The sequence below is a fragment of the Paraburkholderia sp. RL17-383-BIF-A genome, from assembly GCF_046028015.1.
Taxonomy (GTDB): domain Bacteria; phylum Pseudomonadota; class Gammaproteobacteria; order Burkholderiales; family Burkholderiaceae; genus Paraburkholderia.
Genome location: NZ_JARESR010000002.1, coordinates 108,887 through 123,520, shown reverse-complemented (window position 1 = coordinate 123,520; position 14,634 = coordinate 108,887). Strand labels below are relative to the sequence as shown.

At 62.9% G+C, this 14,634-nt stretch carries 12 protein-coding genes and 1 tRNA gene; 3 read left to right on the top strand and 10 right to left on the bottom strand.

The window, feature by feature from the left end:
- Window positions 1-79 precede the first annotated feature (79 nt).
- Both P0D71_RS02800 and P0D71_RS02795 read right to left on the bottom strand, forming a co-directional pair.
- The gene (locus P0D71_RS02800; RefSeq protein WP_408479224.1) at window positions 80-2,389 is read right to left on the bottom strand and encodes a putative bifunctional diguanylate cyclase/phosphodiesterase; all 2,310 of its coding nucleotides are present in this window, start codon (window positions 2,387-2,389) and stop codon (window positions 80-82) included.
- Window positions 2,390-2,680: 291 nt separating this feature from the next.
- On the bottom strand, window positions 2,681-3,463 hold the full coding sequence (locus P0D71_RS02795) for an SH3 domain-containing protein (protein ID WP_408479223.1): 783 nt from the start codon (window positions 3,461-3,463) through the stop codon (window positions 2,681-2,683).
- 299 nt (window positions 3,464-3,762) lie between these two features.
- Between P0D71_RS02795 and P0D71_RS02790 the strand changes: the two genes are divergently transcribed.
- A complete protein-coding gene (locus P0D71_RS02790) occupies window positions 3,763-4,341 on the top strand; it encodes a lysozyme inhibitor LprI family protein (protein ID WP_408479222.1) in 579 nt (192 codons plus the stop codon).
- A 209-nt stretch (window positions 4,342-4,550) separates the two neighbouring features.
- On the opposite strand, the gene P0D71_RS02785 is transcribed toward P0D71_RS02790, so the two are convergent.
- The 4 genes from P0D71_RS02785 to P0D71_RS02770 form a co-directional block, all read right to left on the bottom strand.
- On the bottom strand, window positions 4,551-5,093 hold the full coding sequence (locus tag P0D71_RS02785) for a nucleoside deaminase (RefSeq protein WP_177204951.1): 543 nt from the start codon (window positions 5,091-5,093) through the stop codon (window positions 4,551-4,553).
- A 43-nt stretch (window positions 5,094-5,136) separates the two neighbouring features.
- Window positions 5,137-6,267, bottom strand: a complete 1,131-nt coding sequence (locus P0D71_RS02780; RefSeq protein WP_091792804.1) for a BMP family ABC transporter substrate-binding protein — start codon at window positions 6,265-6,267, stop codon at window positions 5,137-5,139.
- 162 nt (window positions 6,268-6,429) lie between these two features.
- Window positions 6,430-6,738, bottom strand: coding sequence for a helix-turn-helix domain-containing protein (locus tag P0D71_RS02775; protein ID WP_408479221.1), 309 nt, complete (start codon window positions 6,736-6,738; stop codon window positions 6,430-6,432).
- Between the two features lie 17 nt (window positions 6,739-6,755).
- On the bottom strand, window positions 6,756-8,198 hold the full coding sequence (locus tag P0D71_RS02770) for an aminotransferase-like domain-containing protein (RefSeq protein ID WP_408479220.1): 1,443 nt from the start codon (window positions 8,196-8,198) through the stop codon (window positions 6,756-6,758).
- A gap of 171 nt (window positions 8,199-8,369) precedes the next feature.
- On the opposite strand from P0D71_RS02770, the gene P0D71_RS02765 reads away from it, so the two are divergent.
- Entirely contained in the window at window positions 8,370-10,685 is a 2,316-nt protein-coding gene (locus P0D71_RS02765) for an FdhF/YdeP family oxidoreductase (protein ID WP_408479219.1), read from the top strand.
- Between the two features lie 24 nt (window positions 10,686-10,709).
- Here the strand turns inward: P0D71_RS02765 and P0D71_RS02760 are convergent, their stop codons facing one another.
- From P0D71_RS02760 to P0D71_RS02750, 3 genes are all read right to left on the bottom strand, one after another.
- On the bottom strand, window positions 10,710-11,213 hold the full coding sequence (locus tag P0D71_RS02760) for a M48 metallopeptidase family protein (RefSeq protein WP_091792800.1): 504 nt from the start codon (window positions 11,211-11,213) through the stop codon (window positions 10,710-10,712).
- Window positions 11,214-11,232: 19 nt separating this feature from the next.
- Complete coding sequence (locus P0D71_RS02755) at window positions 11,233-11,865, bottom strand: hypothetical protein (RefSeq protein ID WP_408184589.1); 633 nt, start codon at window positions 11,863-11,865, stop codon at window positions 11,233-11,235.
- A 192-nt stretch (window positions 11,866-12,057) separates the two neighbouring features.
- Window positions 12,058-12,142, bottom strand: a tRNA-Leu gene (locus tag P0D71_RS02750).
- A gap of 194 nt (window positions 12,143-12,336) precedes the next feature.
- Here P0D71_RS02750 and P0D71_RS02745 point away from each other — a divergent pair.
- Window positions 12,337-13,407, top strand: coding sequence for a LacI family DNA-binding transcriptional regulator (locus P0D71_RS02745; protein WP_408300622.1), 1,071 nt, complete (start codon window positions 12,337-12,339; stop codon window positions 13,405-13,407).
- A 111-nt stretch (window positions 13,408-13,518) separates the two neighbouring features.
- Here the strand turns inward: P0D71_RS02745 and P0D71_RS02740 are convergent, their stop codons facing one another.
- Window positions 13,519-14,172 carry a hypothetical protein gene (locus tag P0D71_RS02740; RefSeq protein WP_408479218.1) on the bottom strand — a complete coding sequence of 218 codons (654 nt, stop codon included), beginning with the start codon at window positions 14,170-14,172 and terminating at the stop codon, window positions 13,519-13,521.
- Window positions 14,173-14,634: the final 462 nt, after the last annotated feature.

The following is a 14,634-nucleotide window of genomic DNA, read 5'->3' as shown; positions in this document are numbered from 1 at the left end:
ACGCGCCCGCGCACGACGAAATCCCGCGCAGCCAAGCCTGGCTGGGCGCACAGGCTTGCGCGCGTAAGCGCCGGCGCGCTCAGGAAGCGTCGACCAGACCAACCTGCGCGTCCCACAAACTACGCGCATACGCACTGGCCCCGACCGGGCGGCTGTAAAAATAGCCCTGCTGCTTGTCGCAATGGATCGCGCGCAGGAACGCCGCCTGTTCGGCGGTTTCCACCCCTTCGGCGGTAACGTTCATGCCGAGCGAGTGCGCCATCGCCACCACGGCCTGCGTAATCGCAATCGAATCGCGATGATCCGGCAAGCCGGCGACGAACGAGCGGTCGATCTTCAGGTTATGCAGCGGAAAGCGTTTCAGATAAGACAGCGACGAATAACCGGTGCCGAAATCGTCGACGGAAATGCGCACGCCCATGTCGTTCAGCGTGCTCAGCATGGGCAACACGGTTTCGCTGTCGCTCATCAGCAGCCGTTCGGTGATTTCCAGTTCCAGCGCCGACGGCTCGAGCCCGGATTGCATCAGGCAGCGCTGGATGCGCTCCACCAGGCCGTCGTTGAACTGCCGGGGCGACAGGTTCACCGCGACGATCAGTTCCGGCGCCAGTGTGCGCCGCCATTGCGCCACCTGCTCGCAGGCCCGCGCCAGCACGAAGTTGCCGATCTCGCCGATCAGGCCCGCATCTTCGGCGACGGGGATGAATTCCCCCGGCGACACGTTGCCCAGTTCGCTGTTGTACCAGCGCAGCAGCGCTTCCGCGCCGATCGTGCGGCCGTCGCGGCTGTCGACGATCGGCTGGTACACGAGGCTCAGTTCGTTGGAAGCGAGCGCGCGCCGCAGCGATTGCTCGATCGTGAAGCGCCGTTGCAACTGCTGATTCAGCTCGGCGGTGAAGAACTGGAAGTTGTTGCGGCCGCGCTGTTTGGCGTGATACATCGCCGAATCGGCGTTGCGCATCAGCGTGGCCACGTCCTGGCCGTCCTCGGGAAAGCGGCTGATGCCGATCGACGCGCCCAGGTAGTACTCGTTGTCCGCCACCGCGAACGGCTCCGCGATCATGTCGAGGATGCGCCGCGCGAGGCCGATCAGCTGCCCGGTGTTCTCATACGCGCTGACCACGATCACGAATTCGTCGCCGCCCACCCGCGCGAGCGTGTCCTCCGGCGAGATACACGCCGAGAGCCGTTGCGCCACGCTGCAAAGCAGGGAGTCGCCGGCCTCGTGACCCGCGGTGTCGTTGACCTTCTTGAAGCCGTCCAGGTCGACGAACAGCACGGCGACGCTCGCCAGTTCGCCGACGCCGGACGCGGTGTCGAGCGAGAACAGATCGCGCAGCCGCTCGGTGAGGTACGCGCGGTTGTAGAGGCCGGTGAGCGAATCGCGGGTGGCGAGGAATTTGAGTTGCCGTTGCGCTTCGCGCACGGGTCCGATGTCGGTAAACGAGATCAGCACCGAGCTGGGCTCGGTATCGCCCGGCTTGATGATCGGCACCACGTTCTCGGTGATCCAGACGATGTCGCCACCAATCAGCTCCACGCCGATCGTGACACCCAGCACGGGTTTGCCGGTGGCGAGCACCTGAGCGGTCGGCCGCGCGGCCTCGGTGACGAGCGAGCCGTCCTCGTGATACGCGCGCACCATCACCGACTGGATACTGCGGCCGACGAGCTCCGGCGTTGCGCGCAAAATCCGCTGCGCGCTCGGGTTGCAGGCCAACACCACGCCCGCGCGCGACTGCACGACGATCCCTTCGATCAGGTGATGGACCACCAAACGGTGATGCTCCTCGCTGTGCGCGAGCCGCTGCGCCATGGCGTCCTGATGCACGGCCAGACCAACGCTGCGGCCGATGTCGCGCAGCATCGCTTCTTCTTCGGCACTGGGACGGCGCGACGTGCGGTAATACACCGCGAATGCGCCGAGCACCACGCCGGAATCGTTTTCAAAGTGCACCGACCAGCAGGACCGCAGGCCGATCGGCAACGCGAGGTGCCGGTAGTCGGCCCACAGCGGATCGGTTTCGATATCGTCGACGGCGACGAGACGCCGCTCGAACATCGCAGTCCCGCATGAGCCCACCTGTGGCCCGATCATCACGCCGTCAATGGCCGCGCTGTAGTGCCTGGGCAGCGAAGGCGCGCCGCCGACCCTGGCGTGCACGCCGTCGGCGTCGAGCAACAGGATCGAACAGGACGCACCTTCCCCCAGCAGCGCTTCCGCGCGGCGGCATACTTCGTCGAGTAATTCCGGCAGCGGTGTGTTCTGCGTAATCAATCGCAACACCGTGCGCTCGGACGCGAGCACGCCTTCGGCCAGATTCGCACAGTAGCGAATGCCTTCAGGCGCGGCTCCCGTCTTGTTTTCTGATGTCGCTTCGCAAGTCATTTGTGCGCCCCCTAACCCGACATCGGCAGTTTAGTGTACGCGGCACACCGGGGTTTACGCGAGGGTCGCGAATTTTATTCTTCGCACATCGCGTAATGCCCGCTTGATCTCGACTGTCAATCACCGGATCGAAGGGTTCAGTTGCCGGGATGAGATGACGGCATTCTGTTCGGGTTCCGCAGGCGGGGTTCCGACACCGCCTGGCGGAACCCTGGAACCCGAATCAAGCAATAGCCTGTCGCGGCGGCTTTTTTGGTGACTTTTTGATATTTGTCGGCCGCGTGGTTGCGATCAGCCGTGCCGGTCCGGTGGGCGGCCCCCGCCGCCGCCCTTTTCTCCGCCGCCGTTTCCGCCGCCATGCCCACCGTTTCCGCCGTTTCCGCCGCCCGGCGGCCGACCGCCACCACCTCCGCCACCCTGAGGCGGATGGCCGCCCGCGTTCCCCGGCGGCGGACCGCCCTGCGGCCTTCCCCCGTCATGCCCGGACGGCGGTCCACCCTGCGGCCTTCCCCCGCCATGCCCCGGCGGCGGTCCACCCTGCGGCCTTCCCCCGTCATGTCCCGGCGGCGGTCCACCCTGCGGCCTGCCACCTCCATGCCCCGGCGGCGGTCCGCCCGGCGGGCGACCTCCGGGTGGCCGTCCGGCGTCAGGACGCGGCGGAGGCGGCGGCGGATGATGCGCCCAGCGCGATTGCTGGCCGTACCAAGGTCGGCCGCGATAGTAATCGCCCCAATACGTGCCGATCGAGAACGTCACGATGGGCAGGCCGATCACCGTGCCGTAGTTCATCACAGGCACGTTGGCGCCCTGGTACGGATAGCTGAGCCGCCCCGCATAGACCCAGCCGCGCAGGTTGGGCGCGGCGATGTCGCACCACTGATAGTTGCTGATACACCCCATCACGCTCACCGGCACACCGCCCGGCAATTGCGTCACGACCGGGTAATCGGAGGCCGGGCCCGCGCGCACGTTGACCGTGCCATTCGTGTATGCCTGCGACTGCGCGCACGCCACGGCGGGCAATGCCAGCACGCCGGCCGCCGCATAAAGACATCGAACGAGGTGTTGTTTCATTCTTTCTCCCGATTCAGCGTCCGCGGTCCGCCGCCGGCACGCCTCTGCTGATGCGTTATGAATATTGTTTCTTCTTGCACAACTCATCGCGTTGCCGCGCGATGCCAGCTACCTGTAAGGACGCTGCACGGCGCGTGCCTGAAAGCGTTCAGTCGATCCTCAATCGATTCTTGCGGCGTCTTCGCCGGGCAAGATTTGGTAACCACCCGGTCGAAGTCACGCGTTTTTCGGGCGTCCATGTTTCGGCAATCCGACCGATCATCGCTTCCATGAAAAAGCCATGCACTGCCGGGACCGCGATGAAACTCCTCCGTCCGCTTCTGATCGCCGCGCTCATGCTCACGCGTCCGCTCGCCCATGCCGCGAGCTTCGACTGCAATAAGGGGCGCTCGCTGACCGAGAAGATGATTTGCCACGACCCCGCGCTCTCGAAGCTCGATGACACCCTCGGGCAACTGTACTGGAAAGCCCGGCGGCGAGTCGCCAACCGGCGCGCCTTTCTCACCGACAGCGATAGCAAGTGGGCATGGCGGGAAGCGAATTGCCGTGACTCGGCGTGTCTGGGGACGTGGTACGCAACGCGCATCGAAGAACTGCAGCAGCTGATAGAAAGCCTGCAAGCGGGGACGCCTCAGCCGTCTGCCTCACCGGCCGAACCGGACTCGCGCAGCAGGCCGGTCGTGGCTCCTGAGCAGTCCACCGGCATGGCGACGCTTCAGTGCACAGCGGCGAATCCGGGGATCGTAGTGAACGAGCAGTGCTCAGCCGTGCTCACGGAGAGCGGCAGTCAATGGAAACACAAGCCGCATGACGGCGGCTGGTTTTGCGGCGTGGCCACACTGGCGCCGGCGGAACTGCAGGCGGACGCCGCGAACTAGGAAGGCTGTTGCGCATGCCTGCCGCGCCAACGCGGCGATACAGGCGCGCGGCTTACGCGAGCAGGCGAGATGGCGAGCAAGAAGGCGAGCACCGAGGTGCTCGCTATGCGTGGACACGCCGCCAGCGACAAGGCAAGACGCCCTTCTCCCGGAACCGCGAAAAGCGCCGCTCGGGAGAAGGGAAAAAGCCAGGAAGGAAGAAACCGCCGCTACCGACCGCTCCAGAATCTGCGCTGAACTTCCATCACCTCGGCTTCCACCTCGGGGACCGGCCCGATCACCTCCACCGGTTTCTGGCAATGATCGAAGACATACCGGCAATCCACGCTCATGGTGGGATTCTCGGCGTGATCGCCGGTCGCTTCCAGCAAGCGCTTTTCGGTCATGCCGAACACGACCCGGCCGATGTTGGCCCAATACATCGTCCCGGCGCACATGCAGCACGGTTCGACCGATGTGTACAGCGTGCAACTCCACAAATACTCCGGCGTGAAGTTCAACGCGGCCACGCGCGCGAGCACCGACTCGGCGTGATTCACCGTATCGACGTTGCCCTGCTCCATCAGCACCGTCTCCTGGTCCGGGCCGACCAGCACCGCGCCGAACGGATGGTGCCCTAGCAGCGTCGCCCGTTCGGCCACCCGGCTCGAATGCTGCAGATGCCGCACGATCTGCTCGTGCGTGGGCGTCAAACCCTGCGGCGGATAGTTCGAGGCCGCAGCGGCGGCCCCGCTCGAGACGGTCAGACTCACGGGCGATCTCCTTGAATAATAGTTAGATTTGCGAAGCAAATTATTACTTCGGCAGCGTACCGTCCACGCCCTCTACGAACCAGTTCAAACGCAGCAGTTCCGGATCGCTCAGCGACTTGCCGGCGGCCACCTTCACCGCGCCGGACTGATCCATGATCGGTCCGGCAAACGGATTGAACTTGCCGGAGATGATGTCGTCGCGCTTCTGGCTCAAGGCTTTCTGCGCGGTCGGCGACACGGCTTCAGTGTTGATGTCGGCGAGGTCGATCGCCTTCTCTTTCAGCCCCCACCACACCGGCGAGTTGTTCCATGTGCCCGACATCACCTGCTCCACCAGATGCGTGTAGTACACGCCCCAGTTGCTCACGCACGCACCCAGTTGCGCATTCGGCCCGAACTTCTTCATATTCGAGTCCCAGCCGAACGCATGCACCTTCTTCTGCTCAGCGGTCTGCATCGTCGCCGTCGAATCGGTGTTCTGGATCAGCACGTCGGCGCCCTGGCCGATCAGCGTTTCGGCGGCCTGCTTTTCGCGGCCCGGATCGAACCAGCTATTGATCCACACCACCTTCACGCGCGCCTTCGGATTGACCGAACGCGCGCCCATCGTGAATGCATTGATGTTGCGCACCACTTCAGGCACCGGCACCGAGCCGACAAAGCCGAGCGTGTTCGACTTGGTCGTATAGCCCGCGACGAGGCCGGCCAGGTATGCGCTTTGATAGGTGCGTACGTCGTAGGTGGCGAAGTTAGCCGCCTTCTTGTAGCCGGTCGCATGTTCGAACACAGTGTCCGGGAAGTCCTTGGCCACTTTCAGTTCGAAATCCTGGAAGCCGAAGCTCGAGCCCACCACGATCTTGTTGCCCTTCGACGCCAGGTCGCGGAACACGCGCTCCGAATCCGCCGACTCCGGCACGTTCTCCACGCGCGTCACTTTGACCTTGTCGCCGAACTTCGCCTCGACTTCCTTCACGCCCTGCTCGTGCGCATAGGTCCAGCCGGCGTCGCCCGGATTGCCGAGATAGACGAAGGCGATGCCGATCGGCTGCGTGGTGGCGGCGGCCGCCCCGGCGGCGCTGAATGCCAGCGTCGCGCCAAGCGTTGCCGCGAGTACGGTTCGGACGGTTTTGATGCGCAGTGAATGATGCAGCGCTCGCGCCAGCGTTGTTTTCATGAATTCTCCGAAGATGGTTGAAGGTGCCTGCCCCAGCGCTCGGGATAACCCGGGCAAGGCTCCAGCATAGGGGGCCATATTCGAAGGTCAATTTCAGCGGCAAAATTATTATTCGTTATCCCGCCCATAACGAAACCCGTATTTTGGTGACCGGACGACGCCTCAGTGAAGTTTCGGCGGCGGGTTTGGCTGATCTTCATCAGGTGCCTCACCGTCGCCGAACAACTCGCCGCACAGCGTTTCGCCGAGTTCGCTCAGGCGCGCCGTGCCAGTGCCTTCCTCGCTGAAGGTGGTGAGCACCAGACCACCGTCGACGAGCGCCGTCAAATGCCGCCGCAGGCCGCTCATCGGCACGCCGGCCTGCTTCGACAGTTTGGCGAGCGACCACACGCCGCCCGGCGTTTCCCGATGCGCTCGCCAGAGTTGCATCAGCACGGCGGCGAGCACCGGATCGAGTTCGTCGTCTTCCATGGTGAGTCTCCTTGTCCTTACGCCATCTGCGTGACCAGTTCGCCGAGCGTCTTCAACGCCGCTTCGGTCTGCGCCGTCCACGGATAGCTGTAGTTGAGCCGGATAAAGTGGCGAAAATCGTTGCGCGTCGAAAACATCGTGCCAGGCCCAACGGTGATGCCGCGCGCGAGCGCCGCCTGGTAAAGCCGCATCGAATCGACGCTGTCCGGCAACTCGACCCACAGCACATAGCCGCCTTGCGGCGTCGACATGCGCGTGCCCGCCGGAAAAAACCGCTGCACCATCGCCATCATGATGCTCGCCTGCTGCCGGTAGACCTTGCGCACGTGCCGCAAGTGGCGGTCGTAGCCGTCCTGCCGCAAATAGTCGGCGACCGCGACTTGCGGCACCGACGGCGTGGTCAGCGTGTTGAGAAACTTCAGCTTCTCGACCTGCGCGCGATAGCGTCCCGGCAGCGCCCAGCCGATCCGGTACGACGCGGTCAGACTCTTCGAAAACGACGCGCAATGCAACACCAGCCCTTTGGTGTCGAAGTTCTTCAAGGTCGACGGCCGCGTCTCGCCGAAGTACAGCTCCTGATAGACGTCGTTCTCGATCACGGGAATTTCGTGCGCGGCGAGCAGTTCCACCAGTTGCCGCTTGCGCGTATCGGGCATGCGGAAACCGAGCGGATTCTGGAAGTTCGGCATCACCATGCACGCTGCGACTTTCTGCTCGGCGATCACCTGCGCGAGCGCCTCGATGTCGATGCCATGAACCGGATGCGTCGTCACCTCGATCGCGCGCATGCCCAGCCGCTCGATGGCGTGCAGCATCGCGTAATAGGTGGGCGACTCGACCGCGACGGTGTCGCCCGGTTTCGCGACCGCCTGCAGGCTCAGGTTGATCGCTTCGGTCGCGCCGAGCGTGATGATGATCTCGCCGGGATCGACGGGCACGCCGTTTTCGGCGTAGCGCCGGGCGATCTGCCGGATCAGTTCCGGATTGCCGGGCGGCAGGTCGTCGATCAGATTCCAGCTCGCCTGGCGTCGCGCGATCGCGTTCGCATACTGGTTGATGCGCCGCCACGGGAACAGCGACGGATCCGGATACGGCGAGCCGAACGGCACGGCCTCGTGCGCGCGGATGCTGCGCAAGGTCGACAGCACGAGGCGGCTCACGTCCACGGTCGCCGCGACCGGCGGTGTCTGTGGCGCTTGCGGCGGCCGCGGGCGGCCGGGCTGCGGCGCGTCGAGCGCCGCCGACAGCGCCGCGGCGTCGCGCACGAAATAGCCCGACTGCGGGCGCGTCTCGACAATCCCCCGGTTTTCCAGCAACGCGTAAGCGTGCAACACCGTCTTGATGCTGACGCCGTGTTGCTGGCTCGCCTGCCGCACGGAGAGAATCCGCTCGCCGGCCGCGAATACGCCGCGGCGCACGGCTTCCGTGATTTCGTCGGCGAGTTTTTCGTACAGATTCAAGGGCCTGGATCGAGCAAAAACATGGGTGGGAGCGTCAGTCTATGACAAAAACCCGCCAACTGTATCCCTCACCTTTCCAAATTTCTGTATGCTGCGCACTTTTTGGAACACAGTAGGCTTGCACCTATCAGCCTCTCCAGGCGCGTTCAGGCCCGACACCGCGGCACCCTCATGAAGAAACCCGAAGCTCGCATCGAACCGTACACGCACCCCGCCGCCGGCTGGGGCGCCCTCAAGTACGTCGCCATCAATCTCATCAAGGAAAAGGTGACGGGCGGCGACTACCGCATGCTGCTCAAGCAGAATCAGCCGAACGGCTTCGACTGCCCGGGCTGCGCGTGGCCGGATCGCGAGCACGCGTCCACCTTCGAGTTCTGCGAGAACGGCGTGAAAGCCGTGGCCGCGGAAGCGACCAGCAAGCGCGTGACGCCCGCGTTCTTCGAGCAGCACACGGTCACCGAACTGATGGCGCAATCGGACTTCGAGCTCGAACAGCACGGCCGCCTGACCGACCCGCTCGTCTACGACGCGCTGCGCGACCGTTATGTGCCGATCGGCTGGGACGAGGCGTTCGAGCTGATCGCCGCGCACCTGAAGCGGCTCGACGATCCGGACCGCGCCGCCTTCTACACCTCGGGACGCGCGAGCAACGAAGCCGCGTTCCTCTACCAGCTGTTCGTGCGCATGTACGGCACCAACAACTTCCCCGACTGCTCGAACATGTGCCACGAGGCGACCAGCCGCGGCTTGCCGCATACGGTCGGCATCGGTAAGGGCACGGTCACGCTCGACGACTTCGAACACGCCGATACGCTCCTGATCTTCGGCCAGAATCCGGCCACCAACCATCCGCGGATGCTCGGAGAGTTGCGCGAGTGCGCCAAACGCGGCGCGACCATCGTATCGATCAATCCGCTCAAGGAGCGCGGCCTCGAACGCTTTGCGAGCCCGCAGCATCCGGTCGAAATGCTGACGATGGGCAGCACGAAGATCAGCTCCGTGTTCATTCGCCCGAAAGTCGGCGGCGACTTCGCGCTGATCAAGGGCGTCGCCAAGCGCGTGATCGAACTCGACGACGAAGCGTTGATCTCGGGTCTCGAACGCGTGCTCGACATCGCTTTTATCGCCGAACACACCGTGGGTTTCGACGCGTTCGCCGACGACCTGCGCGCGGAAAGCTGGGACACCATCGTCGCCGAAGCAGGCGTGCCGTTCGAGGACGTGCTGAAGCTCGCCGACATCTACGTGAAGGGACGCGCCGTGATTTCGACGTGGGGCATGGGCCTCACGCAGCACAAGAACTCGGTGCCGACGGTGCAGATCCTGTCGAACCTGATGATGATGCGCGGCAATATCGGCCGACGCGGCGCGGGCCTGTGCCCGGTGCGTGGGCACTCGAACGTGCAAGGCGACCGCACGGTCGGCATCGAGGAACGGCCGACGCAGGCGTTCCTCGACAAGCTCGGCGAAGTCTACGATTTCGAGCCGCCGCGCGAGCACGGACTCGACGTCGTCAACACCATTCAGGCGATGCTCGACGGCAAGGTGAAAGTATTCATTGGACTCGGCGGCAATTTCTCGATTGCGACGCCGGACACACCGCGCACGTGGGACGCCATGCGTTCGTGCGATCTCACCGTGCACATCACCACCAAGCTGAACCGCAGCCACCTCGTGCATGGCCGCGACGCGCTGATTCTGCCGACGCTCGGGCGCACCGAGATCGACTTGCAGAACGGTGTCGCGCAAGGCGTGAGCGTCGAGGACTCGATGAGCATGGTGCATATCTCGTACGGCATGAACAAACCGGCTTCGGAGAATCTGTTGTCGGAGATCGCGATCGTCGCGCGCATGGCGCATGCGACGCTCGGCAGCGCGAAAGTGGATTGGCTCGCGCAGGCAGCGGACTATTCGCTGATTCGCGACGGCATCGCCAAAGTGATCGAGGGATTCACGGACTACAACGAGCGGCTGAAGAACCCTGGCGGCTTTCATCTCGGCGTGGCCTCACGCGAGCGGATCTGGAAAACGCCGAGCGGCAAGGCGCAGTTCCTCGTGCATGCGATCGACACGGCGACGCCGATTCATCAGGCGCGCAAGCAACATGGCGAGCGGCTGATGACGTTGATGACGACGCGCTCGCACGATCAGTACAACACGACGATTTACGGCCTCGACGACCGTTATCGCGGGGTGTATGGTCAGCGTCGCGTGCTGTTCGCGAACAGGGACGATCTCGCGATGCTGGGGTTCGAGGCGGGGCAACGCGTGGATATCACGAGCGTGTGGGCCGATGGGATCGAGCGTCACGCGGACGGTTTTCTGCTCGTGGAGTACGACATTCCGCGCGGCTGTCTCGGCGCCTATTATCCGGAGACGAATCCGCTGGTGCCGCTCTCGTCGGTCGCCGACGGCGCGGGAACGCCGACGTCGAAATCGATTCCGGTGTTGTTGACGGCTTCCGCGGCTGGCGCGATTGCGACTTGATGCACGAGACCTGACGCTGGATCGTCAGGTCTGCTTTTTCGCCAGTTCCCGATGCGTCAGGTAGAGACGCAAGTCGAATTCGATCTGGTGGTAACCCGGCTGCATGAACTCGCACAGGCGGTAAAACGCCTTGTTGTGATCGCTTTCCTTCAGATGAGCGAGTTCGTGCACCACGATCATTTTCAGAAATTCCGGCGCGGCAGATTTGAACAGCGACGCGATGCGGATTTCCTTCTTCGCCTTCAGCTTGCCGCCTTGCACGCGGGAAATGCTCGTATGCAGACCCAGCGCGTGGCGCACCACGTCGAGTTTGCTGTCGTACGTGACCTTGTCGATCTGCTCCGCGCTGCGCAGGTGCTCGCGTTTCAGGTCCGCGCAATACGCGTAAAGCGCCCGGTCCGTTTGGACCTCGTGCGTGTTGGGGTAGCGCGCGACGAGGTACGCGCCGAGTTGGTCTTCGGCTATCAGCTGTTTGACCTTCTCCTGGAGCGCGGCTGGGTAGCCGGTGAGGTATTTCAGGTGGGACATGCTTCGGCTCGGCGCTCGGTCAACCGGCGCGGCGATTGTCTTCGCAATCGTCCCAATAGCGCAGCGGGTCGCGATGATCGGGATATTGCGTGTCCAGCCAGTCGGAGAGAATCTTCCACTGCGGATGGTTCGGACCGCTTCTCGTGTCCCAGAACGATTCCTTCAACACAGCGTTGTTTCGGCCGCGGTCCCGCACGACGATCCGGCAGTGATCGTTCGACTCATGGAATTCCGCCTTCAGGTAATAGCGCGGGAGTATCTGCAGCATCGCGCCTTCCACGATCCGGCCCTGCGCACGAACCACGCCCGCGCATTCGATTCGCAGAACACCGTCCACTGATTTGTCCGCGCGCCAGCCGACCGGCAGGCGCACCACGCATTCGTCTTTGCCGACCTTGATCCAGTCCATCCGCCAGATGCGGGCGAGCGCATCGCGCATGGCTGCCGCATCTTCGTAACCGGGCGGCAGTTCGAACTGGGCCGGCAGCACGACGAGTGCATCGCCAGCCGGCGTTGTGCCGGCCGGCTTTTGAAATGGATCGTCGTCGAAGGGATTCGAGGGGCGGCTGGCCCGGGTGTTGCTGGCGCTCGGCAAATCCCCGAAAAGGCTTTCGGCTGCGCGGCGTGCGCGCTTCGATTTTTCGTTGCCCATCGATTTCTCCGTTGGAGTTGGGTTGCCTTGGTGTGACACGCAGGTTGACTACGTCATAGCATCGCACGTCGTCGAACACGTGGGCGAGCGGCTGCGCATTTCAGATACGGCGGGAAGGAAAGGCGTCTGATCCGGTTGCGCGCAGGTTGAACCGGGTTCGGCTGAAAGCGCGCAAGTCCTTGGCGGGACGATTGGTGCCGGGGACCGGACTTGAACCGGCAAGCTGTGAAGCGGCGGATTTTAAGTCCGCTATGTTTACCAATTTCATCACCCCGGCAGGGGCCAGAACGCATGTGGACGCGAATTCTACCATTTCGCGGCAGGCGTACCAAACCGCCGCGGCACCCGCCCCGTACCGCGATTTTCAGGCGCGGCACAACCCAAAAACCGAATTCATCCGGGGGTCACAAACGTTGCCGATAATCCGCTCACGGAAACTCACGAAAACGTTTACGAACCGAGCGGAAACCCATGACTCCGACGATCAAAGATGTCGCTGCCCACGCCGGTTTCTCCATCGCCACGGTATCGCGCGCGATCAACGCGCCGCATACCGTCAACCCGGTCACGCTCGACAAAGTGCGCCAGTCCATCGACGCGCTGAACTTCCGCCCCAGCCCGCTTGGCCGCCAATTGCGCGGCGAACGCACGCGCCTGATCGGCGTGATCCTGCCGACGCTCGCCAATCCCGTATTCGCCGAGTGCCTGCAAGGTATCGACGAACTCGCCTCGGCGCAAGGCTACCGGCTCATGCTGATGACCACGCAGTACGACGCCGACCGTGAACGCCACGCTATCGAGACGCTCCGCGAACACCGCGTGGAAGGACTGATCCTGACCGTCGCCGATGCCGACACGCACCCGCTGCTCGACGAACTCGACCGCGCGGGCCTGCTCTACGTGCTGATGCATAACGACACGGTACGCCGTCCGTCGGTCGCCGTCGACAACCGTCTCGCGGCCTACGACGGCGTGCGCATGCTGATCGCTCACGGCCATCGCCGTATTCTCATGCTGGCGGGCACGCTGGCTGCCTCAGACCGCGCCCGCCAGCGGCATCTCGGCTATTCGCAGGCCATGCAACAAGCCGGCTTGACGCCGGCGCCCGCGCTCGAGGTCGATTTCAACGCAGAGGAGTTGTCGCCCGCGGTGCTCGCCCATCTGACGAGCGGCGCGAACCGTCCCAGTGCCCTCTTCTGCAGCAACGATCTGCTGGCGATGGTGGTCATGCGTGGCCTGCGCCGCGCGCGCCTGCAGATTCCTCACGACATGTCGATTCTCGGCTTCGACGGACTCGCGATGGGCGAACTGCTGTCGCCGCCGCTTGCCAGCATCTGCGCGCCGAATCGGGAAATCGGCTGTGCGGCCTGGGAGCGTTTGCTGGCGCGCGTCACCGGCAGTTACGAAGCCTTGAATGAAACATCGCTCACGCTGACCTTGCCGCACAGCTTGCGCGAGGGCGCCACCATCGCGGCGATTTCGAACCGCAACGAGCCCTCGCGGGTGCGGGCCTCGGAAAATGCCGAGCGGCCGTTTGTATGAGACGCCCGCGCATTGCTCGCTGGTGACTGCTGAAGCCCGACTGCTGAAGCCCGAGGCGCCGCACCTCATCCGGACACCGAAATGGGCACGGGCTCGGGCAGAAAGAAAAAACTATTTCAACGTGGCATTGAATATCACCGACCTTACGGCCACTTCGTCGACCGCTCCAGAGATATTAAAGCTGCCATGTATCGTCTCGTTGGACCTGAACGTGCCTTTCGCACCTTTATACTCCGGGCTCACATAAAACTTAACCCCAAAGGTAAAATGCTTAGCCCCGTTCAAGCACTTCCTTTCCTTTGAATCACCTACGTCATATAGTTTAACGTACGAGTTATCAGGGGGAATAAATCCGGAATTATCGGTGCATTCGTCGTTGGTAATTTTAACAGTGTAGTATATTCCCTGCGCTGTTGTCCTATACAAAACAGCGTGATGGGAATTGCCGCTGGCATCTGTAACGGACACATATTTATAGTCCGTCGAGGCCGGCCGGTTATTTTTGGCCCTCAATGCCTGGCCGCCCTGCCCGAGATCGCAGTTCGAGGTGATGTTGTCGTCGGTGGGCGTGATGGACATGCCTCCGGCTGGGCTGATCGCGGCGTACCCGGACTTGGGCGCAACCACGTTCTGAAACACCAGATTGTCGATATTCAAATCCACAGCGTCGTGGGTTTTCTCGAAATAACATTCCGTGGCTGCGTGAGCAGGCGCGCAAACAGATAAAAGCACGGCAGTCATGGCCAACAATAGATTGGTTTTCATACAAGCCTCTAATATCAAAATTGAGATTACCTTCGAACAAACCGGGACAAAAACACAACAGCTTCGCAACGCCTCCGTTTTCTGAAATTAAATCCGCTTTACCGTCATGCCGCGTAACAAGCGGCAATTTCATAGTGAATTTCGCCCTGCTCACCGCCCATCGGAGAACTCCTAAAATCACGGAAAACCGGAATTGGGATTTCCCTGCGAATTAGCCGGCGCAAGAAAATGCCGCGCAGATATAAGGTCAAGAATCAACTGATCCGATCAAACGGTATCCGGAGAACGGCCGCCCGAACGGCAAGCCACACGTCATAGCGTCGTCACATACGTTCCCGATAATCCGCTCGACGAAAACGTTTACATCGCCAGACAGTACGGCACACAAGCGATGTCCGGCACCCCCGCATCGCGCCACCTGTATTGCGTCAGTTCACCCGTACTCGACACCACCGCTGAAGC

Bases quoted from the DNA above. Each gene is read 5' to 3' on its own strand.
- P0D71_RS02740 (WP_408479218.1), bottom strand. From the start codon at position 14,172: ATGAAAACCAATCTATTGTTGGCCATGACTGCCGTGCTTTTATCTGTT.
- P0D71_RS02755 (WP_408184589.1), bottom strand. From the start codon at position 11,865: ATGGGCAACGAAAAATCGAAGCGCGCACGCCGCGCAGCCGAAAGCCTT.
- P0D71_RS02795 (WP_408479223.1), bottom strand. From the start codon at position 3,463: ATGAAACAACACCTCGTTCGATGTCTTTATGCGGCGGCCGGCGTGCTG.
- P0D71_RS02765 (WP_408479219.1), top strand. From the start codon at position 8,370: ATGAAGAAACCCGAAGCTCGCATCGAACCGTACACGCACCCCGCCGCC.
- P0D71_RS02800 (WP_408479224.1), bottom strand. From the start codon at position 2,389: ATGACTTGCGAAGCGACATCAGAAAACAAGACGGGAGCCGCGCCTGAA.
- P0D71_RS02760 (WP_091792800.1), bottom strand. From the start codon at position 11,213: ATGTCCCACCTGAAATACCTCACCGGCTACCCAGCCGCGCTCCAGGAG.
- P0D71_RS02790 (WP_408479222.1), top strand. From the start codon at position 3,763: ATGAAACTCCTCCGTCCGCTTCTGATCGCCGCGCTCATGCTCACGCGT.
- P0D71_RS02775 (WP_408479221.1), bottom strand. From the start codon at position 6,738: ATGGAAGACGACGAACTCGATCCGGTGCTCGCCGCCGTGCTGATGCAA.
- P0D71_RS02745 (WP_408300622.1), top strand. From the start codon at position 12,337: ATGACTCCGACGATCAAAGATGTCGCTGCCCACGCCGGTTTCTCCATC.
- P0D71_RS02780 (WP_091792804.1), bottom strand. From the start codon at position 6,267: ATGAAAACAACGCTGGCGCGAGCGCTGCATCATTCACTGCGCATCAAA.